The sequence below is a fragment of the Saccharopolyspora tripterygii genome, from assembly GCF_054778355.1.
Genome location: NZ_BAAGZP010000015.1, coordinates 144,729 through 170,823, shown reverse-complemented (window position 1 = coordinate 170,823; position 26,095 = coordinate 144,729). Strand labels below are relative to the sequence as shown.

Sequence of the window (26,095 nt, the reverse complement as noted above, 5' to 3'; positions counted from 1 at the left end):
AGGAGGAGCCATGGACGCCGTCATCGTCGACGCGATCAGAACCCCGTCGGGCAAGGGAAAACCAGGAGGGCAGCTGTCCGGGATCCATCCCGCCGAGCTGCTCACGCGCACGCTGCGCGGACTCGTCGAGCGGACCGGCATCGACCCGGGCGAGGTGGACGACGTCATCGGCGGATGCGTCGCCCAAGCCGGGGAGCAGGCGCTCAACATCACCCGGAACGCGGTGCTGGGAGCCGGTTTCCCGGAGTCGGTACCCGCCACGACCATCGACCGGCAGTGCGGTTCGAGCCAGCAGGCCGCGCACTTCGCCGCGCAGGGCGTCCTCGCGGGCACCTACGACGTGGTGATCGCCTGCGGCGTGGAATCGATGAGCCGGGTGCCGATGGGCACCGCACCCATGGGCACCAGCCCCGGCGGACCGTCGGTGGCAGCGCGCTATCCCGAAGGGCTGATCAACCAGGGCGTGTCGGCGGAGCTGATCGCCGCGAGGTGGAAGTTCGGCCGCGACGAGCTCGACGAGTTCTCCGCCCGCTCCCACGCCCGCGCCGCGCTCAGCGCCGCGGGAGGCGCCTTCGACGACGAGATCCTGCCGATCGAGATCACCGGCGGGGACGGCACCGCGCGCACGGCCACCGCCGACGAGACCGTGCGGGTGTCCACCACCGCCGAAGGGCTCGCGGGACTGCGCGCGTCGTTCACCGACGAGGCGCTGGCCGAGCGGTTCCCGGAGATCGACTGGCGGATCACGCCGGGCAACTCCTCGCCGCTGACCGACGGCGCCTCGGCCGTGCTCATCATGAGCGAGGCCAAAGCCCGGGCGCTCGGGCTGCAGCCCAAGGCCCGGTTCCACAGCTTCGCCGTCACCGGCAGCGATCCGCTGCTCATGCTCACCGGGGTCATCCCGGCCACCCGCAAGCTCCTGGAGCGCTCGGGCGTGTCCATCGGCGACATCGACGCCTACGAGGTCAACGAGGCGTTCGCGCCGGTGCCGCTGTTGTGGCAGCGCGAGTTCGACGCGGATCCGGCCCGGCTCAACCCGCGCGGCGGCGCGATCGCGCTGGGGCACCCGCTCGGTGCCTCCGGCACGCGACTGCTCACCACGCTGGTCAACCACCTGAGCACCACCGGGGGCCGCTACGGGCTGCAGACCATGTGCGAGGGCGGCGGCATGGCCAACGCAACCCTCATCGAGCGGCTCTGATCGTTCCATTCGTGGTGGGGTGTCGTGGGGTGGGGGAAGTTTTCATGAAAACTTCCCCCACCCCACGACACCCCACCACACCACCGCTCCTACCGAACGAACGGAACGGCCGGCGGGCGGTTTCGGCGAAACCAAGCCCGCCGCAAGCCCGTTCATCCCATGAGCGGCTTGACCTTCGTGCCGAAGTCGTGGACTCCCCGCTCGAAGTCATCGAAGGTGAACATCATGCCCTTCACGCCGGGCAGCTTCGCGACCGCGTCGAGGTGGCGGGCGACGGTCTCGTAGGAGCCCACGAGCGTGGCCATGTTCAGGTTGATCGCACCCTCGGGCAGGTTGATGGTGCGGGCGGTGCCGGTCGGGTCGGCGGTGGTGTCCTGGGCGCCCTGGTCCGACATGTAGTCGAGCGCCGCGACGTCCGCTCCCGCGTGGTAGGACTCCCACTTCGCCCGCGCGGCCTCGTCGGTCTCATCCATGATGAGCATGAACAACGGCAGCGAACCGACGTCGCGCCCGGTGCGCGCCGACTGCTCCGCCAGCCGCCGGACCGGTTCCTCGTAGGTGCCAGGGGTGTTCACACCCGGGTTGAGAATGAAGTTGTAATCGCCCATCTCGGCGCAGAACCGCATCCCGCGCTCCGACTGCCCGGCGCAGACGATGTCGATGGTGCCTGACGGACGGGGTTCGAGGCGGCAGTCGTCCATCTGGAAGAACCGCCCGTCGAGCGTCGAGGTGCCGTGCTCCCACAGATCGCGCATCACGCGGACGTACTCGGTGGCGTAGTCGTAGCGGTGGCCGAAGTAGTCGTCGCCCGGCCACAGCCCCATCTGCTCGTACTCGGCCTTGGCCCACCCGGACACGATGTTGATGCCGAAGCGGCCGGGGGCGATCGAGTCGATGGTGGTGGCCATCCTGGCCACGAGCGCGGGCGGCAGCGTCAGCACCGCGGTGGACGCGTAGAGCTTGATGCGCTCGGTGATCGCGGCCAGTCCCGCCATCAGCGTGAACGATTCCAGGTTGTGGTCCCAGAACTCGGTCTTGCCGCCGAATCCGCGGAGCTTGATCATCGAGAGCGCGAAGGCGAAGCCCTGCCGCTCCGCCTCCAGCACGACGCGCTTGTTCAGCTCGAACGAGGGTTTGTACTGGGGTGAGTTCTCCGAGATCAACCATCCGTTGTTGCCGATCGGGATGAACACGCCGAAGTCCATGCGATTCTCCTGACGAACGTCGGTGCAGTGGCACGAGGAGCCCAACGGCGTGGATCGACCTTCGCAGGCGCTCACTTCCGCGAAGTCGCGCGACTCCGCATTCCGGACCGGCACGGCGAACGCACGTCTCACACCCGTTGCTCCCAGCCTCCCGCCGATGATCAACCGGCCGTGGCGGTTCGAGACGACTGAGACCTGGATCACCGCTCGCCTCCGCGTAGCGGCGTGGTCAGGCGGCGCGAACCCCGGCTCGGCTGCGAGGATCCGCCTCCGCGCCCCGGCCGGATCGGCGAACGGTCCCGGCTCGCGCGGGATCGGGTCTACTTCCCGCTGGGCTGAACAGCTCTGGGAACTTACGCTTTGGTCATGTCGATCGCGATCAACGAAGATCACCGGATCCTCGGCCAGACGGTGTCCGATCTCCTCGCGCAGCGCGAAGCCCGCGCCGCCAGCCGGGCCCTGCTGGACTCCGACGCCGAATCCCTCCCGGCTTTCTGGCGCGAGGCAGCCGATCTGGGCTGGCTGGGCCTCCACCTCCCCGAGGAATCCGGAGGCGCCGGGTTCGGCCTCGCCGAAGCGGTGGTGGTCGCGGAAGAGCTGGGACGGGCGGTGGCGCCGGGACCGTTCACGCCGACCGTGATCGCATCGGCGGTCATCGACGCCGCCGCCGATGACGCGACCAGGAAGCGGCTCCTCCCGGGTCTGGCCGACGGTTCGGTGCCCGCGGGCATCGCCCTCGACGCCGAGCTGGAGGTCTCGGGCGGCAGCGTGTCGGGCTCGGCTCCGGCCGTGGTCGGCGGCGGGCTGGCGCAGCTGCTGGTGCTGCCTGCCGGTGATGACGCGGTGATCGTCGAGGTCGGTCAGGGCAGCACCGTCGAGGTCCCGGCGAACCTCGATCCTTCCCGCCGCTCGGCCCGGGTCACCCTGGAGGACGCACCGGCAACGGTGCTCACCGGTGGCAGTCGGGCGCTGATCGATCTGGCACGCGTGATCCTGTCCGCGGAGGCGGTCGGCGTCGCCCGCGAGTGCACCGAGCAGGCCGCTGCGTACGCCAAGGAGCGCGAGCAGTTCGGCCGCGTGATCGGGACCTACCAGGCGGTCAAGCACCACTGCGCCAACATGGCCGTGGCCACCGAGCTCGCGACCAGCGCCGTCTGGGACGCCGCCCGAGCCGTCCCCACGGGTGGTGATCAGCTCGCCTTCGCCGCGGCTGCGGCTGCTGCTCTCGCCGGCCCGGCCGCCGACCTGTGCGCCAACCTCAACACCCAGGTGCACGGCGGCATCGCCATCACCTGGGAGCACGACGCGCACCTCTACGTGCGCCGGGCGACGACGCTGCTGACGCTGCTGTCGGCCGACGACGCGGCCGAGGAGCTCACCGCCCTGACCCGCGACGGGGTCGCCAGGGCGCGGACCGTCGAGCTGCCGCCCGAAGCCGAGGACGTGCGGCGGGACGTGCGCGCCATCGCCGAAGAAGTCGCCGCGCTGCCCGAAGAGCAGCAGAAGGCGCGGTTGATCGAGACCGGCTACGTGATGCCGCACTGGCCGAAGCCCTACGGCCGGGCGGCCGGAGCCATCGAGCAGCTCGTCGTGGAGCAGGAGTTCGCCGCGGCCGAGGTGAAGCGCCCGTCGTACGGGATCACCGGCTGGGTCATCCTGACCCTCATCCAGCACGGGACCGAGCAGCAGGTGTCGCGCTGGGTCGACCCGGCGCTGCGCCAGGACGTGATCTGGTGCCAGCTGTTCAGCGAACCCGCCGCAGGATCGGACGCCGCGGGCGTGCGGACGCGCGCCACCCGCGTCGACGGCGGCTGGGTAGTCAACGGCCAGAAGGTGTGGACCAGCGGTGCGCACAAGGCCGGGATGGGTTTCGCGACCGTGCGGACCGACCCGGAAGTGCCCAAGCACCAAGGCATCACGATGATGGTCATCGACATGCAGGCCCAGGGCGTCGAGGTCCGCCCGATCAAGATGCCCTCGGGGGCGTCGGAGTTCAACGAGGTCTTCTTCGAGGACGTCTTCGTCCCCGATGACGACGTGGTCGGGCCGATCAACGGCGGCTGGACCGTCGCGCGCGCCACGCTCGGCAACGAGAGCGTCAGCATCGGCGGCGGTCAGGGCACGATGTCCACCCCCGCCGCCGCGATGGTGCCGCACCTCGACGCCCACCCGGACCGGCTCACCGGCGGAGCGGCCAGGATCGGCCGGTACGCCGCCGAGCACCACGCCATGGAGATGCTCAACGTGCGCTCGGCGCACCGCGCCGTCGCGGGCTCAGAACCCGGACCGGAAGGGGCGATCACCAAGCTCGTGCTCTCCGAGCTGGGGCACGACGCCGCGGCCATCATGAACGCGCTGGGCGGTGCGGATGCCCTCTACCTCGACGGTCCGGGCGCGTTCAGCGGGGCCCTGGCGCTGCTGCACCGAGGCCTGTCCATCGCGGGCGGCACCAGCGAGATCAAGCGCAACCAGATCGGCGAGCGAATCCTGGGACTCCCCCGCGATCCGCTGATCAAGTGATGTCGCCGGCGGCCGGTCGGCTCATGGTCCTGTCGAACTCGTCCTTGCCCAGCGCGGGAATCGGCAGGACCGTCGGGGCCGCCCGGTCGCGGCGCAGTCCGTCCAGGACGAGTGCGAGGTAGCGCTGCCACAGGTCGGGGCGCACCGACCGGCTCTGCTGGACGACCGCACCGAGCATGACCTGGATGAACGGGAAGTCGGTCACCTCGACGTCGGCGCGGAGCACACCAGCCCGCTGCGCGCGGGTGAACACGGCCTCGACGACCGGCGTGAGGCGCTCGCGAGCTGCGGCCGACCTGGTCCGGCCGTGACTGCCCTGCAGGAAGACGTCGCGCAGCCCGCGGTCGGAGGCGAGGTCGTGGGCCGCGTTGCGGAAGAACAGCTCCAGGCCCTGCCACGGGTCGTCGTGCTCGAGGGCGCGTTCGGCCTTCTCGACCATGCGCCCGATGGTGTCCTCGAAGATCGCCTCGACCAGCTCCTCGCGATTGGCGAAGCGGCGGTAGACGGTGCCGACACCGACTCCGGCGTGCTGGGCGATCTCGTCGAGCGTCACGTCCACACCGCGCTCGGCGAAGACCTCCTGGGCAGCGGCGAGGATCCGCCGGAGGTTGCGTTCCGCGTCGGCGCGCAGCGGACGTGCCGAGGTGTCGTTCATGAGCCCAGCGTAGCAGCGATTCGGAGAACCCATCTCCGGTTGTGCTACCTTCGGCGGCGGAACCGGAGATGTGTTCTCCGATTGGAGAGGGCGAGATGAACGCACCACGAGCGCTGGTCGTCGGGATGGGCATCAGCGGGCTGACCACCGCGATGCGCTTGCGGGAGATCGGGTGGGAACCCGTGCTCGCCGAACGCGCGGAGAGCCGGCGCGCTCCCGGCTACTTCGTCGGCATGTTCGAGACCGGGCGCGCGACCGCCGAGCGCCTGGGCGTGCTCGACGCGATCGGCAACCGCAGCGACGCGGCCAGCCTGACCTACCACGTCGACCGGTCGGGTCGCGGAAAACCGGGGATGTCCTACGGCGATCTGCCCGGCAAGCCCCGGCTCATGCTGCGCGGCGACATCGAGTCGGCGCTCCACGACGTCGTCGCCCCGCACGTCGAGATCCGCTACGGCACGACTCCCACCGCCGTCACCGAGCACGAGGACGGGGTCGACGTCGCGCTGAGCTCCCACGACGGCGTGCGGGAGGAGCGGTTCGACCTCCTGGTCGGCGCCGACGGGCTGCGCTCCACCGTGCGCCGCCTCGTCTTCGGCGCGGACTCGCAGCACCTGCGCCCGCTCCACCACATCATCGGCGCCTCGCTCCTGTCCGAGCCGGTGCCCGGTTTTCGGCCGAACGACGGGCTCGTCCTGGCCGAACCCGGTCGCTCCGCCTGGGTCTTCCCGTTCTCCGACCACATGCCCGGCGTGCTGTTCAACTACCGCACCGAGGACGAGGACGCGCAGTTCCGGCAGCCTCCCGCGCACGCGCTCCGCCAGGCCTTCGGTCCCGGACCCACCGGTCCGGTGCTGGAGAACCTGCTCACCCAGTTCGAGGCGGCCGACCACCACCTCTTCGACTCGGTCCACCAGGTGGAGATGCCCCGGTGGCACACCGATCGGGTCGTGCTGGTCGGTGATTCGGCCTGGTGCATGACCCTGTACTCCGGGATGGGCGCCTCCGCAGGGCTCGCGGGCGGCGACCTGCTCGGGACCAGCCTCCAGCGAAACCCCGGCACCCTCCCCCGCGCGCTGCGCGAATGGGAGCAGCGCCTGCGCCCCTTCATCACGACCCAGCAGCAACTCGGTCGCACGCAGGGGCTTTCGATGTTCGTCCCGCAGTCCACCCGGGACGTCCTCACGCGGCGGGTCACCGGCGCGCTCACCCGCAATCCCGTCGGCAAGCGCGTCATGCGCCGGCTCATCGCCGGGAACTTCCAGGCGAAGTCCGTCGACATCGCCGCAGTCTGACCAGATCGCCTCCGCGCAGGCCTATCACGTGATTGAAACACCCGATAGTCTCCGGGCATGGTCACCGATGCCCGCCGCGCCCCCGCTCCGGGGACGACGGAGCAGCGGCTGGTCCGCGCGGCCGAGCGGCTCTTCGCCGAGCGCGGTGTCGAAGCGGTGTCGCTGCGGGCGGTGATGCAGGAGGCCGGGACCAACGTCGCGGCCATCCACTACCACTTCGGTTCCAAGGCAGGACTCGTCGAAGCGGTCCTGCGCAGTCGCCTGGATCAGGTCAGCGAGGTGCGCAACGCCGTGCTGACCGATCCTCCCGGAACCGAGGTCGGCCCGCGCGGACTGGCTCGGGCCTTCGTGTGGCCGTTCGTCGAAGTGCTCGAATCCGGCGGCGAGCACTGGATCCGCCTGGTCGGGCGGCTCCTGGCCACCGGCGGCGACGAGTTCGACTCGCTGTCGCAGGCGTTCTTCCAGCGCAATCCCGAATTCCTCGGCCTGCTGGAACGCCTCGGCCCGGGAATCGGGGGCAGAACCCTGCACTTCCGCCTGTCCCAGGCCATGAACATCACGCTGACCGTGCTCGGCGACGTCGAGCACGTCCGCCAGATGCAGGGACCCGACGGGTGGAGCGTGGACGAGATCGTCGAGGAGCTCATCGACGTCGTCGCCTCCGTCCTCGCGGGTCCACCCGAACGAGCTCTCCAGAAGTCGCTCCAGCACGAGGAGGAAGGTCGATGGCGAAGCAACGCGCCCAGGTCGAGATGACGTCCGAGGAGATCTCGGCGTTCCTGGCCACCCGCCGCACCGCGACCCTGGCGTCGCTGAGCGGCACCGGGCACCCGCACGCCGTCGCGATGTGGTTCGCGCTCATCGACGGCGTCGTCTGGTTCGAGACGAAGGCCAAGGCGCAGAAGGCGGTCAACATCCGCCGCGATCCGCGGGTCACCGTGCTGATCGAGGACGGACTCACCTACGAGACGTTGCGCGGCGTTTCGCTGGAAGGGCGCGCGGAGATCGTCGAGGACGCGGACGCGCTGTGGGCCGTCGGCGTCAACATCTGGGAGCGCTACCACGGTCCCTACACCGACGAGGTGAAACCGTTCGTGGAGTACATGCTCCACAAGCGCGTGGCCGTCCGCCTGGACGTGCAGCGCACCCGATCCTGGGATCACCGCAAGCTCGGTCTCGACCCCACTCCCCTGGGCGGGACGACCGCGGCCCACTACCCGCAACCACCCGCGTCCTGACGCCGGATCACCTCAGCGCTCGCCGGGCCAGCGCGTCGAGCCCCGGAAGCCACGTCCTGAGGCCGGTTTTCAGCCTTGCGAATCGCGTTTCCGCGCGCCGGCTCCGGGGTCGAGGAGTTGGGCGAGGTGCAGGCCGGGCCTGGAGGGGGCGAGCTGGTCGACCTGCCTGGCGCAGGAGAAGCCGTCGGTGAGCACGGCTTCCTCCTGGCCGGTGGAGCGCAGGGCCGGGGCCAGCGCGTTCTCGGCCACCTGCATGCTCACGTCGTAGTGGTCGGCTTCGAAACCGAAGTTGCCCGCGACGCCGCAGCACCCGGTGGCGTCCACGACGTCGCGCACTCCCGCTGCTGCCAATGCTTTTCGCTGCGCGGAAGCACCGAACACCGAGTGCTCGTGGCAGTGCGTCTGCAGCACCGCGCGGTCCGGCGGGGGCTCGGCCGGTGACGGCTTCCAGCCCGCCGTGACGCGGTCGGCGACGTGCGCTGCGAAGCTGCGCACCCGGGAGGCGACGCGCTTGGCCTGCTCGGTGTGCACGAGCTCGGGCAGGTCCTTGCGCAGCGCGGCGGCGCAGCTCGGCTCGACCACCACGATCGGCCGGTCCGTCCCGTCGTCCAGGGTCTCGGCCGCCTTCGCCAGCAGGCGCTTGGCGGTGCCGAGCTGACCGGTGGAGATCCAGGTCAGCCCGCAGCAGGCGTCGGCGGTGCAGGAGACCGTGTCGCCCGCGTCGCCGAGGACGCGGGAGGCCGCACCGGCGACCTCGGGACGGAAGCCGCGCGTGAAGGTGTCCACGAACAGCACCACCGAGCCGTCCGCCCGGTCCTGGGCGGCGACCTCGCGGCGCCACTCCCCCGCCCCGGCGAAGCGCGGCAGCGCGCGCTTGGTCGTGAGCCCGCCCGCGGCTGCGGCGACCTTGCCCACCTTGGTCGCCAGCACGGCGTTGACCACTCCCGAGAGACGCCCGGTCAGCTTCAGCACGCGCGGCAGCCAGCCGAGCGAGTAGTGCGACCGAGGCCGGATCCTGCCGCGGTAGTAGTGGTCGAAGAACTCCGACTTGTAGGTGGCCATGTCCACGCCGGTCGGGCAGTCCGTCGCGCACGCCTTGCACGACAGGCACAGGTCCAGCGCTTCCCGGACCTCGTCGGACCGCCAGCCCTCCTCGACCGTGCGCGCGCCCCGGACGACGTCCTGCAGCACCCGGGCACGTCCCCGCGTCGAGTCCTTCTCATCGCGCGTGGCCCGGTAGCTCGGGCACATCACGCCACCGCTGTCGGCGCGGCACCGGCCCACGCCGATGCACCCCTGCACCGCGTGCACCCACGGGTCGCGCTCCGACGACGCGGGGCTGAGGTCGAAACTCGTGCGCCACTCCCGATCCGGCACGCCCGCGAGCGCGAGATGCGCGTCGATCGGGTCCGGGTCCGTCACCGACCCCGGGTTCAAAATGCCTGCGGGATCCCACAACCGGCGGCACTCGGCGAAGGAGTCCAGCACCTCCGGCGAGTACATGATGGACAGCATCTCCGACCTGGCGCGGCCGTCGCCGTGCTCACCGGACAGCGAACCACCGTGCCGCACCACGAGTTCCGCGGCCTGCCGGGTGAACTCCCGGAACACCGCGCGCCCTTCCTCGGTGCGCAGGTCGTAGGTGATGCGGATGTGCATGCAGCCTGCCCCGAAGTGCCCGTACATCACCCCGGTCAGCCCGTGGGAGTCCAGCAGCTCGCGCAGATCGTCCAGGTAGTCGGCGAGGTCTTCCGGCGCGACGGCCGCGTCCTCCCACCCGGGCCAGGACTCGCCTCCGGACGCCAGCCGGGAGGAGAGCCCCGCGCCGTCCTCGCGCACGCGCCACAGCGACGCGCGCTCCGCGGGGTCGGCGGCCTTGCGCCCCTGCACGAGGCGGCCGTTGTCGCCGAGCCGCTCCAGCAGCCGGTCGGCCTGAGCGCTGACCGAATCCGGGTCGTCGCCGTCGAGGTCCACGAACAGCCACGCCTGCCCATCCGGCAGCCCGAGCACCGAGTCCGGCCCCCGGCGGTGACGCATCGTGGACACGATCGCCTCGTCGGTGCCTTCGACCGCCGCCGGCGAGAAATCCAGGATCGCCGGCACGTCCCGGGCCGCGTCCACCACGTCCCGGTAGCCGAGGCACACCAGCAGCGCGCTGGCGGGCTTGGGGACGAGCTTCATGCGCGCACCGACGATCACCGCCCACGTCCCCTCGGAGCCGACGACCGCGCGGGCGACGTTGAACTTCTCCGGCAGCAGGTTCTCCAGGTGATAACCCGAGACCTGCCGCGGGATGCGGCCGAGTTCGAGCCGGAAGGCGCTCAGGTGCTCGCGCGCCAGCCCCTCCAGCGAGGCGGTGAGCTCCTCGGCGCGGGCGGCGGAGGACCCATCGGCCGGATCGGTGGCCCGCAGGCCCGTTTCGGTCGCCGTCAGACGCGCTCCGCCCGAGGTGATCAGGTCGATCTCCGCGACGTGGTCGGAGGTCCGCCCGTAGCGCACGGAGTGGTTGCCGCACGCGTCGTTGCCGATCGCACCACCGACCGTCGCCCGGCTCTTCGACGACGGGTCCGGCGCGAAGGTCCGCCTGCCGCCCGTGGCGCGCTCGACCTCGCGCGACAGGGTGGCCAGCACGACGCCCGGCTCGACGTCGACCGTCCCGGCCTCCTCGTCGATGGCTCGCACCCTGTCCATGTACCGCGAGAAGTCCAGGACCAGACCGGGCCCCACGGCGTTGCCCGCCATCGACGTCCCGCCACCGCGGGAGATCAGCGGCGTCTCGCTCTCCCGGCACGCAGCCGCCGCCGCGGCCACGTCGTCGGCGTCGCGCGGGAACACGACCGCCAGCGGCTCGACACGGTAGTTCGACGCGTCGTAGGAGTACTCGGCACGCCGCCGCGCCGAGTGCTCCGCCTCGACTCCGGCCTCCGCGAGCGCCCGCAGCAGCGCCGACGCCTGGTCGCGCGCATCGGTTCGGTGCGGCGTTCCAGCGTCGGAGACCGGGCGGGCGGCGAAATCGGTCATCTCAGTGGTTCCTCCGCACAACAGGGCCGACGGTGGCCGTTGGGCGCGACGCGGGGCCGCGTGGATCTCGTGCTGCACCGTACCGACTCGGATCGCCGGCGGCGCGCACGAACACCCGTCCCGTTCCCACCCCCACCGCATCACCGCCACCCGGCGGCGGGGAAGGGCTTTCGGCTCTGGTGAGCCCGGTGCGACCGCGAACAGTGTGGAGCGGGTGGCAGGTCGTCGAGGTCCGTCGCCCCGGCAGCAGTGACCCACGGTTGAGGAGTTCGCTATGGCTACGCACGGAGCTCACCCCGCGCGCACGGGATGGGTCGGATGGATCTACTTCGGAGCCCTGGTCATGGTGGCGGGCGGCATCGTCCAGTTCATCAACGGCCTGATCGCGCTCTCGCAGTCCGGATCGGTGTACCTCGTGCCCTCGGGGACGGCGGTGCAGGTCGGCATGGGTGGCGTCGGCATCAGCTTCCTGATCATGGGGGTGGTCCTCGCGGCCGCCGGAATCGGTGTAATGAGCGGCAAGACCTGGGCCCGGGCGCTGGCCGTCGCGCTGGCCGTGCTCAGCGTGCTCGCCAACATCGCCTTCTTCCCGGCTTACCCCCTGTGGTCGGCGATCGTCATCGTGCTCGACGTCGTGGTGATCTACGCCTTGGTCGCCCACGGCAGAGAGCTGCGCGCCTGAGCGGGACGAGGGCGGCGCTCGCCGGCGGGCGCCGCCCTCTCCTGCCACCACGACGCAGCCGCGACGGGCGAGGGAGTGAGCAGTGAGCCTTCAAGTCCTGCCGCTGGCGATCACGATGATGGCCGGTCCGCAGATCATGTCCGCCATCGTGTTCGTCACCACCGGACGCCCGGTCCGGGTGTCGCTGGCGTTCCTGTCGGGAGTCCTGATCGCCGTCCTCGTCGGAGTGGGCATCGCTCGCGAGCTGGCGGCTCTGCTGGGCAACGCGCTGCCCGTCGGCGGCGACTCGCACTCCTCGGGCACAGCGGGCAAGGCGATCCAGATCGCCCTGGTGTGCCTGCTGGCGCTGCTCGCCGTGCGGAACTACCTGGGCCGCAAAACGGCGCAACCGCCGAAGTGGCTGGGCACGCTGCTGTCGGCGACTCCGGCCACCGGCCTGAAGACGGGGTTGCTGGTGGTCCTGGCGATGCCGTCGGACATCGTGGTCATGCTGACCGTGGGGATGAACCTGGAGCACCACAAGGCCGGGTTCGGCGCGGCTCTGCCCTTCATCGGCGCCACCCTCCTGGTCGCCGCGCTCCCCCTGCTGCTGTACGTGGTGTTCCACAAGCGGGCGGTCACCGCGATGCCCGCGGTCCGGGACTGGATGAACGACCACAGCTGGCTGGTCAACATCATCGTGTGCCTGGTCTTCATCGCGCTGGTCGCCACCGGCGGCTGACCGCCCTGATGCGGGTGCCGCGGGCGCGAGGCTCCCGCGTAGACTCGGCACCCGCTCGGGCCAGCCTTGACCAGTGTGAACGCTGTCGCCGAGGCCGACAGCACAACAACCCCAGCGCACGCGTCCCTCGCAGCGAGCCCTTCGCGCCATCTCAGCCGTCAGCCGTGTCCCCACGGCCGCGCCGCGCGGCTTCCGCAGAGGTCCCCGCACCTCTTCCCCAGCCAGCTCACGGAGTCACCGATTGTCTGATTCACCGTCCGCGCCGCCCGAACAACGGCGGCCCGGCCCAGTCCTGCACGTCTCACTCGGACTCGCGCTGGCGATCGTCGTGTGGGGAGCGGCCGCGGGCGACTCGCTGTCCCGAGCCGGTTCGGCCGCGCTCGACGGCATCACGACCGGATTCGGCTGGGCCTACCTGCTGGTCTCACTCGGGTTCCTGGCCTTCCTGGCGTTCCTCGCGTGCAGCCGGTACGGGCGGTTGCGCCTGGGCCGGGATGACGAGCGGCCGGCGTTCCGGCGGCTGACCTGGTACGCGATGATCCTCTCCGCCGTGATGGGCATCGGCTTGATCTCCTACGGGGTCACCGAGCCGATCTCCCACCTCGCCGAACCGCCGCACGGCCTGGCCCAGCCCATGACGCCGGGCGCGGCCGTCACGGCGATGCAGTTCTCGTTCTTCGACTGGGGCCTGCACGCCTGGGGGATCTTCGCGGTGGTCGGCCTGGCGATGTCCTGGTCGATGTTCCGCAAGGGCCGCCCGGGGCTGGTCAGCGCCCTGTTCCGGCCGCTGATCGGCGATCGCGCCGACGGTCCCGCCGGTGGGGCGATCGACGTGTTCGCGGTGCTGGCGACCCTGTTCGGCACCACGACCTCGCTGGGGCTGGGTGCGCTGCAGATCAACGGCGGGTTCACGGCCCTGTTCGGCGTCCCGGACTCGCCGCCGGTGCAGTTCGCGATCATCGCCGTCATCACCCTGCTGTTCACCGCCTCGGCGCTGACCGGCGTCGCCCGCGGCATCAGGTTCCTCTCCGAGACCAGCATGGGTCTCGGCGCGCTGCTGTTCGTGTTCGCCCTGGTCGTCGGACCCACGATCTACCTGGTGGACCTCTACGTGCAGTCGGTCGGCCGCTACGTCAGCGAGCTGGTGTCCACCAGCCTCATCACCCCGGCCAGCGGCGACCTCGACTTCATGCAGTCCTGGACGTACTTCATGCTCGCCTGGTGGCTGTCCTGGGCCGCGTTCGTGGGAGTGTTCCTGGCCCGGATCTCCCGCGGCCGCACCATCCGCGAGTTCGTCGTGGGCGTGCTGCTGGTGCCCAGCGTGGTGTTCTCCCTCTGGTTCACCGCTTTCGGCGGCACCGCCATCCACAGCGACCTAATCGGCAGCACCAAGATCGCCGTGGCCGCGGCAGGCGACGAGAACTCCGCGTTCTTCGCCACCCTCCAGTCCCTCCCGTTCCCGACCATCACCTCGATCGTGACGATCGTGCTCGTCGTGCTGTTCTTCGTCTCCGGAGCCGACGCCAACACCTTCGTGCTGAGCATGCTGACCAGCCGCGGCACCGAGCACCCGCCCTCGTGGGTCCTCGCCCTGTGGGGCGCGGTGACCGGCGCGGCGGCGATCGCCCTGCTGGCCGCCGGCGGCCTGGAATCGCTGCAGCAGATGGTGATCGTCAGCTCGGCGCCCTTCCTGCTGATCCTCATCGGAGTCGCCGTCGGCTTCTGGAAGGACCTGCGCGCGGAATTCCTCCCGCCCGAAGTCCCCATGCCGGTAGCCGAACCCACCGCAACCCCCAGCACCGAGCGCACACCGGAGAGCATCTAGCCGGACGTGCTGGTCACGACCCCGACCGCCCCTGACTCCACAGTGGAGCCAGGGGCGCGTTCGCAGGAACGTCCATTCGGCTTTGACCGAGACGCACGACAGGCGCGGCACTTCGACAAGAAGGGCCGCGCCTGCCAGTGGCGCCGACTCAGTCCCGCGGTGCGACGCGGATCCGGTTGCCGTCGAGGTCGGCCGCTAGGAAGGTGCGCCCGAAACCCTCGTCGTGAGGCTCTTGCAGAATGGTGACGCCCCGGGCCTTCCACTGCGTGAAGAAAGCCTCAACCTGGTCGGAACCACCGTCGACGGCGAGGCAGACCTCACCGGTTCGCGAGACGTCCGGAGAGAGGTTCGCGAACCGCCCCGACCACAGCGCCAAGTCCGCGCCAGGACCGAGGTCGAATGTGATGTATCCCGGCGTCTCGAACGCCGGGCTCTTCCCGAGAAGATCGCCGTAGAAGCGTGCCGCGGCAGGAGCATCGTTCACGTAGACGATGGTCACGACGGATGCGGTCATGGTTGTGCCTTTCACAGGTCTGGGGCAACGCATCCACCAGCCTGAACGGAATGTGCGTCACATCCTGTCGCATTTGCTGAGAACCTCGGGGAGTGACTCCGGACCGGTTCTTCTCCCTGATGCTGCTGCTCGACACCCGGGATTCCGTGACCACCTCCGACCTCGCCGCAGCGCTCGGGGTATCGCTGCGAACCATCACCCGAGACCTCAACTGGCTCCGGGACGCCGGCTTCCCGGTGTCCGTGCAACGTGGCCGACTCGGAGGCGTGACCCTTCTGCCCAGCGCGGGACTCGACCTGACCCGGCTCACTCCGGACGAACGCGACCACCTGTTGCTGACCGGGCTGGATGACAAGCAGCGAGAAGATCTCGACGCGACTCTCCGAGGACCGCGCGCGAGGGCCAAGATCATCAACGTGCAGGGGCCGCCAACGCAGGGCCTGCTTCCCCTCGCCGAGGTCGTCCACGTGGACAGTCGGCCTTGGTTCCAACCACGACCTGGTGGCACGGCTCCTGCCGCGCTGATCGGTCCGGTGCGGCGGCGTCGCCGGCTCCGCATCGAGTACGACAGCGCTCGTCGGCAACGGCGACTCGACCTCGTCGTCGACCCCTACGGACTCCTCGCCAAGGCAGGTACCTGGTACCTGGTCGCCGACCACGAGCGCGCGCCGCGGATGCTTCGCCTCGAGCGCATCGCCGCGTGGTCGGAGACCGATCATGAGCGACAGACCCGGCCGGACCAGACCCTGGCCGGCGTCGCGGCCGAGCTCAGCGAGCAGTGGGCGCACGATCACGTCATCGAAGTCAGCGCCACGTTCGATCGGGCGCAGATCGAACGGGCTCAGCGGATCTTCGGTCAACGGCTTCGACAAGCCGGTGACGGAGTCACGATCACGTTCCGGCACCTGGAGGACGTGCGAGCGCTCCTGCCGTTCGGAAGGTCGGTCACCGTGCACGGCCCGCCCGAGGCCAAAGCCCGTTTGCACGACCTCGCCCACGAGCTCGCCGAGCATCACCGATCGTCGTGAGCGTCCGGCTCAGGACCACCCAGACCCGGGCGTGGCCGGTGGTTCGGGTGGGCCACCGATCGCACCGTCAGTTCAGCTTGAGGAGCACGAGCTCGTCCTGGCCGCGGGCGGGAGTGCCGACCTGCCAGGTGCGCAGGACCTGGCCCGGGAGGTCAGGAGCGATCCTCTTGAACGCCAGCACGTAGTCGAAGTGCGGCATCGGCGCTTCCGGGAAGTGGCGCCAGTTCCAGCCCAGCACGGCCTTCTCCAGGGTTCCGGCTTCGGCGTAGCGCTTGTCGAGCAGCACCTTGGTGAGCGCCGGGTCGCCGAAGTGATCCACGATCAGGCCGTCGGAGAAGTAGGAGAGCACTCCGATCTCGCCGGGCGCGAGGACCTGCTGCCCACCGGTGAGCGCGCGGACCTCCGCACCGACCTGCTGGTACTGGCCGGTTTCGGCGTGGTTGAGCACCAGCGGCATCACCGACCACGGCGTCGGTCCGCTGGCCGCCAGGCAGGCCGCGCCGAAGGCGGACGCGACGACGAAACCGATCGTCGTCCGCGCCTGCGCCAGCACGATCGCGATGCTGACGAACGAGAAGCCCACGAGCGGCGCGTAGTACCACGCTTCTGGGAACGCGCCGATCGCGGCGAGCGCCGCCCAGTGCGCCCACCCGGCGGCCAGGAACACCAGCGCGACTCGCGCCCACGTCTCCCCGCGGCGGCGCCACGCCACCAGCCCGCATCCCAGCGCCACGACCACCGGGACCGCCGTGATCATCGTCGGAACCGGCAGCAGGACGGCGAAGAACCTCACCGGTGCGTCCACCATGGTCACGCTGCCCGGCGAGGTGACCTTGATGAAGGTCGAGTCCGGCACGAACCCGCCCAGGTGGAACCACGACCAGACGTGCCAGGGCAGCGCGACCAGCGCCCCGACACCCGCCGCCTGCGCCGGCCGCAGCACCCTCGTGCGGACGCCCGGCAGCAGCAAGAGCGCCGCGAGCACGCCTGCGGGCACCACGAAATCGGGCCGGCACAGCACCGCCAGGCCCCACAGCACTCCCGCGGCCCACCGATTGCCCCCGAGGGCGTAGCGGGCCACGCCCACCATCATCGCGATCCCCAGATAGGTCTCCATCCCGATCGCGGAGACCAGCAGCGGGGAACTCGCCAGCAGGCCCACCGCGAGGAACGGCAGCACCACCGAGACGCCGAGGATCCGCGCGATCCTGGCCGTCCACCAGCCGGTGATTGCGAACGTGGCCATCAGCAGCAGGCCGACCACCACCGCGGGACGTCCCACGACGAAGAAGATCGCGGCCAGCAGCCACGCGTTGAGCGGCGAGGTCTGCGTGTTGGAGACCCGGTCGGCCAGCAGGCCCCAGTGACCGTGCTCGGCGAGGTTGCGCACGTAGCCCAACGTAATCCAGGTGTCGTCGCCCAGGGCGCGATGCGCCAGGAGCATCAGCACGGCGCCGACCGCTGCGCCGAAACCCGCCGCCCACCACTCCAGGCCTCGAATCCCCGAGGCAAGCGACGGGCGAACCACCTCGTGTTCGATCTCGCTCTTGAGCATGCTGGCAGAATCCCAGCGCCGCGGCCGCGAGAACCGTTGGAGCCCGCGCACGTTAGTGGCTTGTCAATGCCCGACCGAGTGATTTCCGCCCTGACACGAGTCGACGGGCAGTGCTTGTCTGCTGATCCACGACCACGCATGCTCGGGTGGTACCTCTGCGATGAAGGAGAGACCTCAATGACCGACAGCGTCCAGACGGAGTTCGCCGACGGGGTAGCTCTGATCACCATCAACCGCCCCCAGGCGCGCAACGCCGTCGATCGCGCGGTCGCCGACGGCATCGCCGCCGCCATCGACGAGTTCGACGCACGGGCCGACCTGACCGTCGCCATCCTCACCGGGGCCGGTGGCACGTTCTCGGCGGGCATGGACCTCAAGGCCTTCACCCGGGGTGAGACGCCCAGCATCCCCGGCCGGGGCTTCGGCGGCCTCACCGAGAAGCCCCCGTCGAAACCGCTGATCGCGGCCGTCGAGGGCTGGGCGCTCGCCGGAGGGTGCGAACTCGCGCTCAGCGCTGACCTCATCGTCGCGGCCCGCGACGCCAAGTTCGGGCTGCCGGAGGTCAAGCGCGGCCTCGTCGCCGCCGCCGGCGGACTCCTGCGCCTGCCCAAGACGCTGCCCTACCAGCTGGCGATGCAGATCGCGCTCACCGGTGACCCGCTCACCGCCGAGCTCGCCCACCAGCACGGCATGGTCAACGCGCTCACCGAACCCGGTGAGGCTCTCGCCGAGGCCCGCACGCTCGGCGCCCGGATCGCCGAGAACGGCCCGCTGGCCGTCCGGGCCACCAAGCAGATCGTCTCCGGCGCGGTCGACTGGACCGACGGCGAGGCCTTCACCCGCCAGTCCGAGATCGCCTCGCCCGTGTTCACCTCCGCCGACGCGCAGGAAGGCGCCCTGGCCTTCGCCGAGAAGCGCAAGCCCGTCTGGCGCGGCGCCTGATCGGCGGTCGCGGAAGGCCTGACCTCCCGCGACCTGCTTCCAGCCCCGCCGACGGGTTCCAGGCCCTCACCCGCGTGAACCCGGTGGACGCGCCCGGAAACCCCGAGGCGGGGCTCGCCGCACCTTGACCGCCCTCGCACGGCCTGCTTGAGTACGTGGCGCGTCCGGCGAGAGGTATGACGTCATGCGTCTTGGCCGGTGTTCCCTCCCGCCGCCCAGCAGAGGAGCCCGACCGTGGTCCCCACCTGCTCGCGCGCGCTCCGGCGCGCCGCCGCAGCCGCCGCCGCTGTCGCGGCCCTTCCGGCGATGACCCACGCGCCCGCCCGAGCAGCCGAGAACGCCGAATCCGCACCGCGATCCACCGACCTCGCGGTCAGCGCACCGCCCTCGGTCACCTATCGGATCCCGGCGCTGACGGTCACGAACGCGGGCACCGTGCTCGCCGCCTTCGACCGGCGCAACGACCAGTCCTCCGATCTCCCCGGCGACATCGACGTCCTGGTGCGCAGGAGCACCGACAACGGTGAGACCTGGAGCGAACCGCGCGAGGCGATCAACCACCCCGGTCCGCAGGGGTGCGGGGATTCGAGCCTGCTCAACGACTCCTCGTCCGGCCGGATCTTCCTGTTCTGCACCTACAGCGCGGGCGAGGTCGGCTTCCCGGACTCCCAGCCCGGCACCTCCGACCCCGACGACCCGAACACGCTGCACGTGCGCGTGCTGCACAGCGATGACGACGGGCTCACCTGGAGCACGCCCGTCGATCTCAACCCGCAGGTGAAGGACCCGAGCTGGCAGGCGGTGTTCACCTCGTCCGGACGCGGGCTGCGGACCAGCGGCGGCCGTCTCCTCCAGCCCATCGTGGTCAAGGACGCCGGCGGGGCCGTCCACTCGGGGAACATCTACAGCGACGACGGCGGAACCACGTGGCAGCGCGGCGAACTGCTCGCGGCGGGGACCGACGAGAGCAAGCCCGTGGAGCTCGCCGACGGCACGGTCGTGCAGAACAGCAGGGCGAGCGACGGCACCACCCGGCTCAGGTCGAGCTCCCGCGACGGCGGGCGCAGCTTCGGCACCCCGGTCCCCCACCAGCAGCTCATCGACCCCGGAGTCAACGCCGACGAGATCCGGGTCGACGCGGGAAGCGGCCCGGCGCGGGACTGGCTGCTGTTCAGCAACCCCGCCAGCACCACCGCGAGGGAGAACCTGACCTTGCGGCTCAGCTGCGACAACGGCAGCACCTGGCCGGACCAGCAGCGACTGCACACCGGCCCCGCCGGCTACTCGGTGCTGACCGTGCTGCCCAACGGCCGGATCGGCGTCTTCGCGGAGGTCGGCGAGCAAAACTACACCGAGAAGCTGACCTTCACCTCGCTCGCGCTGCCCGACGTCGCCGAATCCTGCTCCCCGCCAAGCACTTCCGACTCCGCCCGGTGACTACTCGCCGCCCGCCGGGGCGGCGCCCAACCGGGCGGACACGAGGTTCGCGGCTTCGCGCACCCGGCGCTGGTAGTCGGCCACGAGAAGGGGCGTGGTGCGCGAACGCGGCACCGACAGCAGCACGACCGCCACGACCGTCAGCCGGTGGTCGCGCACCGGAGCGGCCACCGACAGCTCTTCCGGATCGGTGTCGCCGTCGTTGAGCGCGTAGCCCTGGCCGCGCACCTCGTCGAGCCGCTCCCTCAGGCGCGCGACCTCGTCGTCCCCGCTCCCGCAGTCGGCGACCATGCCTTGGCGCAGCAGCCGGTGCAGCTCAGACTCCTCCTGCTCAGCGAGGAACACCTGGACCGACGCGCTCATCGCCTTGTTGAACCGCGTGCCCAGCGGAGTCGTGTGCTTGACCTGCTTCGGGCTCGGGATCTGCTCCACGACGATCGACTCGTGCCCGCTCCAGACCGCCAGCGCCGCGGTCTCCCCGGTCCACTGGACGAGCTGCTCCAGCGCGGAGTAGGTCACCCGGCGCACGTCGAGGTGCGCGAGCAGCGGGCCGGCGAGACCGATCACGCCGAGTCCGAGTGAGAAGCGCCCGCTGTGCTCGTCGCGCTCGACGAGGTCGACCTGCTCCAGGGTGCTCAGAACGCGAGAAACGGTGCTCTTGTGGAGGTTCACGCGCCTGGCGATCTCGTTGACGCCCAGCAGCGGCTCGGCGACCGAGAACGCCTCCAGCACGCGAACCCCGTTCAGCAACGAGTGCAGCGGACCGCGCCCGGAACCTTCCCCAGCAGCGTCCGCGTTCGCGGCTTCAGCGGGCAGTGCCATCCCGTTGTCCCCATTCTTCGCGGGCATCACAGCATCATCCCCACCGACTGCCGTGCCCGTCATCTGCAAAACCAGGTGCGATCCTACTGGAGCAGGTGCACGACTCCCGCCCGCGAGCGGCGCGTGGTGGTGGCTCCGCGCAGGTGCGAAGCCACCACCTGCACCTCATCTGCCGCCCGGCCTCGCGGCGCGCAGCTCACCGGTCCGGACGGTGTCGACCGACATGCTTCCCGGTTCGATCACGACCCCGTAGTCCTGTTCGGCGAGGTCGACCGTGGTGTACCCGTCCAGGACGTCGGAGAGCACCTTCTCCGGATCCCTGCGGAAAGGGTCGCCGTAGGCGCCCGAGTTCGGCACCTTGATCTCCAGGGAGTCCCCCGCGCGCAACGAGCGAGCGGTCACCTTCGACGGCCAGGACTGCTCGTCCGCACCGCCGACGTTCTTCACCAGCGATGCGTTGCAACCGTCCTGGCCGCCGAAGACACCCCACGGCACGTCGGATTCGTGCCGCTCCCCTTCGCACGTCACCACGGTGTCGGTGAGGAAGCGGTTGACCCGCACCACACCGATCCCACCGCGGAACTCACCGGCCGCGCAGGGCTCGTCGCGCAGCTCGTAGCGGTCGGTGCGCATCGGGAACCGCCATTCGAGCTCCTCGATCGGGTTGTTGCGGGTGTTGGCGATCAGGCAGTCGACCGAGTCGAGCCCGTCCCGGTCCGGGCGCCCGCCGTAGGACCCCTCGTTGACCTCCAGGTACACCCAGTACTCACCGTCCTGCTCGTTCCAGCCGGAGTACGACATGAAGTGCAGGTGCGCCGAGTTGCCCGCGGTGATCTGCTCGGGAAGCACCGGTGCCAGCGCCCGCAGCGCCAGGTCCACGGCGCGCTGCACCTGGCAGAAGCGCGCGAAGCACGCCGTCGGGAAGGTCGGGTTGAAGATCGTCCCCTCTGGCGCGATCACGTTGACCGGCCTCAACATCCCCTCGTTCTGCGGGACGAAGACCGGGTGGACGGCTTCGTCCAGGAAGATCATCCGGGTGATGAACGCGAACGCGGACACCGTGGTGCCCTCGTAGGGACAGTTGTAGGCGGTCGGCACCTGCGGGCTCGAACCCGTGAGGTCGTAGGTGATCTCATCCCCGGAGACGATCACCTTCACCTTGATCGGCAGCTTCTCGCCGTGGTTGCGGCCGTCGTCGTCGAGGTAGCCGACGTCGGTCTCGTACTCGCCGTCCGGCACCTCGGCGATGCGCGAGCGCAGCATCCGCTCCGAGTAGTCGATCCACGAGCGCCCCGCGTCCAGAACCGAATCCCGCCCGTACCGCGTCACCAGGTCCAGGAACCGCCGCTGCGCCAGGTCGCAGGCCGCCATCATGGCCTCCAGATCGCCCGCGTTGTGCGTGGGCGTTCGGGTGTTGGCGAGGATGTGATCGAGCAGCGCGGTCTGCCGCGCTCCGCGATCAACGATCTTGACCGCGCGGAAGATCTGCCCTTCGGCCTTGTTGTCCACCAGGTCGACGGCGAGTCCCGGGTAGGCGCCGCCGATGTCGAGCAACTGGCCGGAAGCACCGGCGAAACCGACCAGATCGCCCTCGTGGAAGATCGGCGTCACCACGGCCACGTCCGGCGAGTGCGTCGCCCCGAGGTACGGGTCGTTGTGCAGGATGACGTCGCCCTCGTGGATGTCATCACCGAGCAGTTCCAGCACCCCGCGCACGATCTTGGGCATGGCACCCATGAACATCGGTGTCGAATCCGATTCGGCCAGCACGTTGCCCGCGGCGTCGAAGATTCCCGCACCGAGGTCCTCGGATTCGCGGATGATCGACGAGTAGGCCATCCGGAACAGAACCGAGGCCATTTCCTTGGCGATGGAGGAGAATCCACCGCCGATGACCCGCATCCGGATCGGTGTCGCCAGCGCGTCCTCGACCTTCACCTCCCGCACCGGGCACTCGACCACGAGGTTGCCGTGCTGGTCGACGTTCGCGATGAACCCGATCGGCACGACCGTGGTGGTGTCGTACTGCTCGATGATCGCCGGGCCTTCGATCTGCTGCCCGGCACCGAGCCGGCCCCGGTCGTAGAACGGGGTGGGGCACGGAGTCGGCTTTCCGTCCACATCGAACACGACGTCCTGGGTGTCGAGCAGAGCAGCCGAAAGCCCGCCGCTCACGTCCTTGGCGCGCGGAGCGGGCAGCCGCTCCACCTCGCCGACGCCGACCACCCGGATGTTGACGATCTCCACTCCGCCGGTGGCGAAGCGGTGCCCGAACTCGGTCTCGTGCGCCTGGTGGAAGGCCTCGCGGAGCTCGTCCAGCCAGTCGTCGGTGATCTCGCCGGGCGGGATCTCGAAACGGACCTCGTAGCCCTGTCCCTCGTACCGGCAGTCGGCGAGGCTGCGCAGCTCGCGGGCCTCCTGCGGGATCCCGTCGGCGTCCAGGCGCGCGTTGGCCTCGGCGGTGAGCTCCCGGTACCTATGGGCCAGCCGCGCTTTGTCGACCCGGTCGAGCACGTGCCGCTCGGTGGCGGCGAATTCGTAGCGCTGGTCGGTGGCCAGCAGTCCGTTGGCCGCGATGGTGCCCGGGTGCGGCGGCACGAGAACGCGCGGAATCCCGAGTTCACCGGCGATCTCGCAGGCGAACAGCGGTCCTGCTCCGCCCTCGGCCACCAGGGTGAACTCCTGCGGGTCGTACCCGCGACGCACCGAGTTCAGCTCGATCGCCTGAGTCATGCCGAAGCGCTGCACCTGCAACGCGCCCAGAGCGGCTTCCTCGGTGCTCATGCCCAGCGGGTCGGCAACGGTCGCCATCGCGGTTCGGGCCGCCTCGACGTCGAGTTGGGTGCCACCGCCCGCCAGACCCCGCCTGCTGCGCAGCCTGCCCAGCGCGACCTGCGCGTCGGTCGAGGTGGGCAGGGTGCCGTCGTGCCCGTAGCACGCCGGACCCGGCCGGGCACCCGCTGACTGCGGACCGACCCGGAACACACCGCCCTCATCGACGTAGGCGATCGAACCGCCACCGGCGCCGATCGTGTCGATGTCGACCATCGGCACCATGGCCTGGTAGTCACCGACCTTGGTATCCAGCAGGTGCCGCATCCGCAGCTGCCCGCCGGGGGCCACCCCGATGTCGGCCGAAGTACCACCGATGTCCAGGGTGACCACGTTGTCGAACCCTGCGAGCTCCGCCGCCCAGATCCCGCCGAGCAGACCGGCGACCGGTCCGGACATCAGCAGGTTGACCGGCTGCTCAGCGGCGAGCTCGACCGGCAGCATGCCGCCGGAGGACTGCATCAGCAGGATGTCGCGCGTGTAACCGAGTTCCTTGACCGCTGCGGCCAGGTCCGCGAGGTAGCGCGACACCTTCGGACCGACGTAGGCGTTGAGCGCCGTGGTGGAGAAGCGCTCGTACTCCCGGTACAGCGGGACCACGTCGCTGGAGACCGACAGGTAGCACTCCGGGTACTCCTCGGCGACGATCTGCTTGATCCGCTGCTCGTGCGCGGAGTTGAGGTAGGAGTGCAGCAGGCAGACGGCGATCGCCTCGACCCCGGCGTCGCGCAGCTCGCGCACCTTCTCGCGCACCTCCTGGTCGTCGAGCGGTACTTCGACCTGCCCGTCAGGGGTGGCGATGCGTTCCCGCACGGTCAGCCGGTGACGCCGTTTCACCAGAGGTGAGGACTGCCACGGGAGGTCTTGCTGCAGCGAGAAGTTGTACGGCTTCTTGTGCCTGCCGATGTGCAGGATGTCGCGGAAGCCATCGGTGGTGATGAGCCCGACCTCGGCCCCGGTTTGGGTCAGCGCGATGTTGGTGGCGACCGTCGTTCCGTGCACGAGCTGGTCGACATCGCGCAGTTCGACCGCGGCCTTCTCGCACAGCAGGCGCAATCCGTGCAGCACGCCCTGCGACGGATCGTCCGGAGTGGACGGAACCTTTTCGATGACCACTCGGCCCGAAGCATCGTCCGAGAAGTACAGGTCGGTGAACGTCCCACCGACATCGACTCCGACACGTTTCATCTGCATCGTCTCCTCACCGGCGGGGAGCGTTGGGCGCGGTCATCGCGAGATCGGCTGGCAGCCACTGCTCGTGACCGCAGTCACTTCGACCATGAACTCTGCCAACAGCGTGTCCAATAGGTCAACACCTCGCCATCGCGAGATGCGGCCCTGCCGTGCCGGCCACAGCTCCAGTCAGCGCTATCTGGACGGCGCACCTCGGTAATCAGCCGAAGCCAAACCATTGCCCGTCGCCATGCCGCCAACTAGATTGCATCTACGGCAACATTGCGGGCAGTGCTCTGACGGCCCGCCGTCGCAGAGGAGATGGTCATATGTCGCAGGAACTGCGGGAGCTGCTGGAGCGGACGTTCGCCAACGACTCCGCCGAGTACGAGAAGCGCGGCTTCCAGCGCCGGGTCGGCTACGGCAAGCGGCCGGCGATCGTGCACATCGACATGGCGAACGCGTGGACCCGGCCCGGCCATGCGTTCACCTGCGAGAAGATGGACACCATCATCCCGGCGTGCCAGCAGCTCAACGAAGCAGCGCGGAGCAAGGGCGTGCCGGTGATCTACACGACCACCGCCTACGAGGTGACCGACCCCGGCAAACCGTCTGACATGGGCCTGTGGGTCAACAAGATCCCGGTCGAGCTGCTCCAGAAGGGCAGCGAGGCCGTGCAGATCGATTCCCGCATCGCCCCCGAACCGGACGAGCTGGTCATCACCAAGAAGCGGGCCAGCGGTTTCCCCGGGACGAACCTCCAGCAATACCTGACGGTCAACCGCATCGACACCGTGATCATCACCGGCGTGACGGCGGCCGGCTGCGTGCGGCACACCGTCGAGGACGCCATCGCCGAGGGGTTCCGGCCGATCGTCGTGCGCGAAGCCGTCGGCGACCGGGTCCAGGGCGTCGTGGAGTGGAACCTCTTCGACATCGACGCCAAGTTCGGCGACGTCGAGCCGCTGTCCGCCGTGCTCGACTACCTCGGGAAACTGCCGAAGTTCAGCGAGACCAGCGCCCCGTGAGCCGCTGAGCTCCGACTCCCTCGTCGTCGGTCGACCCGCGGTGCGAACGGTAGCGATCGGTCTTCGCCACCGTTCGCCATCCCGTCCCGCACCGGCGGGCGACCTTCCGCGCAGGGATAGCCCGTTGCCACAGGACCAATCATGTTGCCCGACTCGGAGCTGGCTGCAGCGGACGAAGGTTGCCGGATTTCACATCTGTTACCGTCGTGAGCTCCGACACTCCCTTATTTCATGGCTGTTTCGTCTTCATCAGCAGCCAGGTAGCCCTGAGCGCGGGAACCGTGACCGTTCGCTGACGGAAGGAGTGGTTGCCGCTAGACCTTCTTAGTTGCCGTCATAGCAACTAACGTAGCGGCACGACTTGCCCTGGAAGCCACTTGCCCGTCCCGTACAGCGGAGTT

Annotated in this window: 19 protein-coding genes; 12 read left to right on the top strand and 7 right to left on the bottom strand. The window is 69.9% G+C overall.

Going from position 1 to position 26,095, the window contains the following annotated elements; all coding sequences use genetic code 11:
- The first annotated feature begins 10 nt into the window (after nt 1-10).
- Nucleotides 11-1,201, top strand: a complete 1,191-nt coding sequence (locus ACYVF3_RS12685; RefSeq protein ID WP_461154436.1) for a thiolase family protein — start codon at nt 11-13, stop codon at nt 1,199-1,201.
- Nucleotides 1,202-1,353: 152 nt separating this feature from the next.
- Here the strand turns inward: ACYVF3_RS12685 and rutA are convergent, their stop codons facing one another.
- Nucleotides 1,354-2,406 (bottom strand): pyrimidine utilization protein A, encoded by a 1,053-nt coding sequence (gene rutA, locus ACYVF3_RS12680; protein ID WP_461154435.1) that lies wholly within the window; start codon nt 2,404-2,406, stop codon nt 1,354-1,356.
- Nucleotides 2,407-2,772: 366 nt separating this feature from the next.
- Between rutA and ACYVF3_RS12675 the strand changes: the two genes are divergently transcribed.
- On the top strand, nt 2,773-4,926 hold the full coding sequence (locus ACYVF3_RS12675) for an acyl-CoA dehydrogenase (protein ID WP_461154434.1): 2,154 nt from the start codon (nt 2,773-2,775) through the stop codon (nt 4,924-4,926).
- Here the strand turns inward: ACYVF3_RS12675 and ACYVF3_RS12670 are convergent.
- Nucleotides 4,919-5,581, bottom strand: a complete 663-nt coding sequence (locus tag ACYVF3_RS12670) for a TetR/AcrR family transcriptional regulator (RefSeq protein ID WP_461154433.1) — start codon at nt 5,579-5,581, stop codon at nt 4,919-4,921. The two genes, ACYVF3_RS12675 and ACYVF3_RS12670, sit on opposite strands and share 8 nt — an antisense overlap.
- 95 nt (nt 5,582-5,676) lie before the next feature.
- Between ACYVF3_RS12670 and ACYVF3_RS12665 the strand changes: the two genes are divergently transcribed.
- From ACYVF3_RS12665 to ACYVF3_RS12655, 3 genes are read left to right on the top strand one after another with little or no spacing between them, the layout of a single operon-like run.
- Complete coding sequence (locus ACYVF3_RS12665) at nt 5,677-6,876, top strand: FAD-dependent monooxygenase (RefSeq protein WP_461154432.1); 1,200 nt, start codon at nt 5,677-5,679, stop codon at nt 6,874-6,876.
- A 57-nt stretch (nt 6,877-6,933) separates the two neighbouring features.
- Nucleotides 6,934-7,632, top strand: coding sequence for a TetR/AcrR family transcriptional regulator (locus tag ACYVF3_RS12660; protein WP_461154431.1), 699 nt, complete (start codon nt 6,934-6,936; stop codon nt 7,630-7,632).
- Nucleotides 7,602-8,114, top strand: a complete 513-nt coding sequence (locus ACYVF3_RS12655) for a pyridoxamine 5'-phosphate oxidase family protein (protein ID WP_461154430.1) — start codon at nt 7,602-7,604, stop codon at nt 8,112-8,114. The genes ACYVF3_RS12660 and ACYVF3_RS12655 overlap by 31 nt, the downstream gene beginning before the upstream one ends.
- 69 nt (nt 8,115-8,183) lie before the next feature.
- Here the strand turns inward: ACYVF3_RS12655 and ACYVF3_RS12650 are convergent, their stop codons facing one another.
- A complete protein-coding gene (locus ACYVF3_RS12650) occupies nt 8,184-11,135 on the bottom strand; it encodes an FAD-binding and (Fe-S)-binding domain-containing protein (RefSeq protein WP_461154429.1) in 2,952 nt (983 codons plus the stop codon).
- Between the two features lie 274 nt (nt 11,136-11,409).
- Between ACYVF3_RS12650 and ACYVF3_RS12645 the strand changes: the two genes are divergently transcribed.
- The 3 genes from ACYVF3_RS12645 to ACYVF3_RS12635 all read left to right on the top strand — a co-directional run bounded on the left by ACYVF3_RS12645 (nt 11,410) and on the right by ACYVF3_RS12635 (nt 14,363).
- A complete protein-coding gene (locus ACYVF3_RS12645) occupies nt 11,410-11,817 on the top strand; it encodes a DUF7144 family membrane protein (protein WP_461154428.1) in 408 nt (135 codons plus the stop codon).
- A gap of 82 nt (nt 11,818-11,899) precedes the next feature.
- Nucleotides 11,900-12,538: a GAP family protein gene (locus tag ACYVF3_RS12640; RefSeq protein ID WP_461154427.1), complete on the top strand. Its 639-nt coding sequence runs from the start codon at nt 11,900-11,902 to the stop codon at nt 12,536-12,538.
- Between the two features lie 241 nt (nt 12,539-12,779).
- Nucleotides 12,780-14,363, top strand: coding sequence for a BCCT family transporter (locus ACYVF3_RS12635; RefSeq protein ID WP_461154426.1), 1,584 nt, complete (start codon nt 12,780-12,782; stop codon nt 14,361-14,363).
- 148 nt (nt 14,364-14,511) lie between these two features.
- Here ACYVF3_RS12635 and ACYVF3_RS12630 read toward each other — a convergent pair whose 3' ends face one another.
- Entirely contained in the window at nt 14,512-14,877 is a 366-nt protein-coding gene (locus ACYVF3_RS12630; RefSeq protein ID WP_461154425.1) for a VOC family protein, read from the bottom strand.
- A 92-nt stretch (nt 14,878-14,969) separates the two neighbouring features.
- On the opposite strand from ACYVF3_RS12630, the gene ACYVF3_RS12625 reads away from it, so the two are divergent.
- Entirely contained in the window at nt 14,970-15,905 is a 936-nt protein-coding gene (locus ACYVF3_RS12625; protein ID WP_461154424.1) for a helix-turn-helix transcriptional regulator, read from the top strand.
- A 67-nt stretch (nt 15,906-15,972) separates the two neighbouring features.
- On the opposite strand, the gene ACYVF3_RS12620 is transcribed toward ACYVF3_RS12625, so the two are convergent.
- Nucleotides 15,973-17,460, bottom strand: a complete 1,488-nt coding sequence (locus ACYVF3_RS12620; protein WP_461154423.1) for a hypothetical protein — start codon at nt 17,458-17,460, stop codon at nt 15,973-15,975.
- Between the two features lie 177 nt (nt 17,461-17,637).
- Between ACYVF3_RS12620 and ACYVF3_RS12615 the strand changes: the two genes are divergently transcribed.
- Together ACYVF3_RS12615 and ACYVF3_RS12610 are read left to right on the top strand one after the other, a co-directional pair.
- On the top strand, nt 17,638-18,402 hold the full coding sequence (locus ACYVF3_RS12615; RefSeq protein WP_461154422.1) for a crotonase/enoyl-CoA hydratase family protein: 765 nt from the start codon (nt 17,638-17,640) through the stop codon (nt 18,400-18,402).
- A gap of 234 nt (nt 18,403-18,636) precedes the next feature.
- Nucleotides 18,637-19,839, top strand: a complete 1,203-nt coding sequence (locus tag ACYVF3_RS12610; RefSeq protein ID WP_461154421.1) for a sialidase family protein — start codon at nt 18,637-18,639, stop codon at nt 19,837-19,839.
- Here the strand turns inward: ACYVF3_RS12610 and ACYVF3_RS12605 are convergent, their stop codons facing one another.
- Both ACYVF3_RS12605 and ACYVF3_RS12600 read right to left on the bottom strand, forming a co-directional pair.
- Nucleotides 19,840-20,688, bottom strand: a complete 849-nt coding sequence (locus tag ACYVF3_RS12605; protein ID WP_461154420.1) for an IclR family transcriptional regulator — start codon at nt 20,686-20,688, stop codon at nt 19,840-19,842. It abuts the gene before it with no gap.
- A 138-nt stretch (nt 20,689-20,826) separates the two neighbouring features.
- Nucleotides 20,827-24,681, bottom strand: coding sequence for a hydantoinase B/oxoprolinase family protein (locus ACYVF3_RS12600; RefSeq protein WP_461154419.1), 3,855 nt, complete (start codon nt 24,679-24,681; stop codon nt 20,827-20,829).
- A 314-nt stretch (nt 24,682-24,995) separates the two neighbouring features.
- Here ACYVF3_RS12600 and ACYVF3_RS12595 point away from each other — a divergent pair, with 314 nt between their 5' ends.
- Nucleotides 24,996-25,694: an isochorismatase family protein gene (locus ACYVF3_RS12595; protein WP_461154418.1), complete on the top strand. Its 699-nt coding sequence runs from the start codon at nt 24,996-24,998 to the stop codon at nt 25,692-25,694.
- Nucleotides 25,695-26,095: the final 401 nt, after the last annotated feature.

Bases quoted from the DNA above. Each gene is read 5' to 3' on its own strand.
- ACYVF3_RS12685 (WP_461154436.1), top strand. From the start codon at position 11: ATGGACGCCGTCATCGTCGACGCGATCAGAACCCCGTCGGGCAAGGGA.
- rutA (WP_461154435.1), bottom strand. From the start codon at position 2,406: ATGGACTTCGGCGTGTTCATCCCGATCGGCAACAACGGATGGTTGATC.
- ACYVF3_RS12675 (WP_461154434.1), top strand. From the start codon at position 2,773: ATGTCGATCGCGATCAACGAAGATCACCGGATCCTCGGCCAGACGGTG.
- ACYVF3_RS12670 (WP_461154433.1), bottom strand. From the start codon at position 5,581: ATGAACGACACCTCGGCACGTCCGCTGCGCGCCGACGCGGAACGCAAC.
- ACYVF3_RS12665 (WP_461154432.1), top strand. From the start codon at position 5,677: ATGAACGCACCACGAGCGCTGGTCGTCGGGATGGGCATCAGCGGGCTG.
- ACYVF3_RS12660 (WP_461154431.1), top strand. From the start codon at position 6,934: ATGGTCACCGATGCCCGCCGCGCCCCCGCTCCGGGGACGACGGAGCAG.
- ACYVF3_RS12655 (WP_461154430.1), top strand. From the start codon at position 7,602: ATGGCGAAGCAACGCGCCCAGGTCGAGATGACGTCCGAGGAGATCTCG.
- ACYVF3_RS12650 (WP_461154429.1), bottom strand. From the start codon at position 11,135: ATGACCGATTTCGCCGCCCGCCCGGTCTCCGACGCTGGAACGCCGCAC.
- ACYVF3_RS12645 (WP_461154428.1), top strand. From the start codon at position 11,410: ATGGCTACGCACGGAGCTCACCCCGCGCGCACGGGATGGGTCGGATGG.
- ACYVF3_RS12630 (WP_461154425.1), bottom strand. From the start codon at position 14,877: ATGACCGCATCCGTCGTGACCATCGTCTACGTGAACGATGCTCCTGCC.
- ACYVF3_RS12620 (WP_461154423.1), bottom strand. From the start codon at position 17,460: ATGCTCAAGAGCGAGATCGAACACGAGGTGGTTCGCCCGTCGCTTGCC.
- ACYVF3_RS12615 (WP_461154422.1), top strand. From the start codon at position 17,638: ATGACCGACAGCGTCCAGACGGAGTTCGCCGACGGGGTAGCTCTGATC.
- ACYVF3_RS12605 (WP_461154420.1), bottom strand. From the start codon at position 20,688: ATGCCCGCGAAGAATGGGGACAACGGGATGGCACTGCCCGCTGAAGCC.
- ACYVF3_RS12600 (WP_461154419.1), bottom strand. From the start codon at position 24,681: ATGAAACGTGTCGGAGTCGATGTCGGTGGGACGTTCACCGACCTGTAC.
- ACYVF3_RS12595 (WP_461154418.1), top strand. From the start codon at position 24,996: ATGTCGCAGGAACTGCGGGAGCTGCTGGAGCGGACGTTCGCCAACGAC.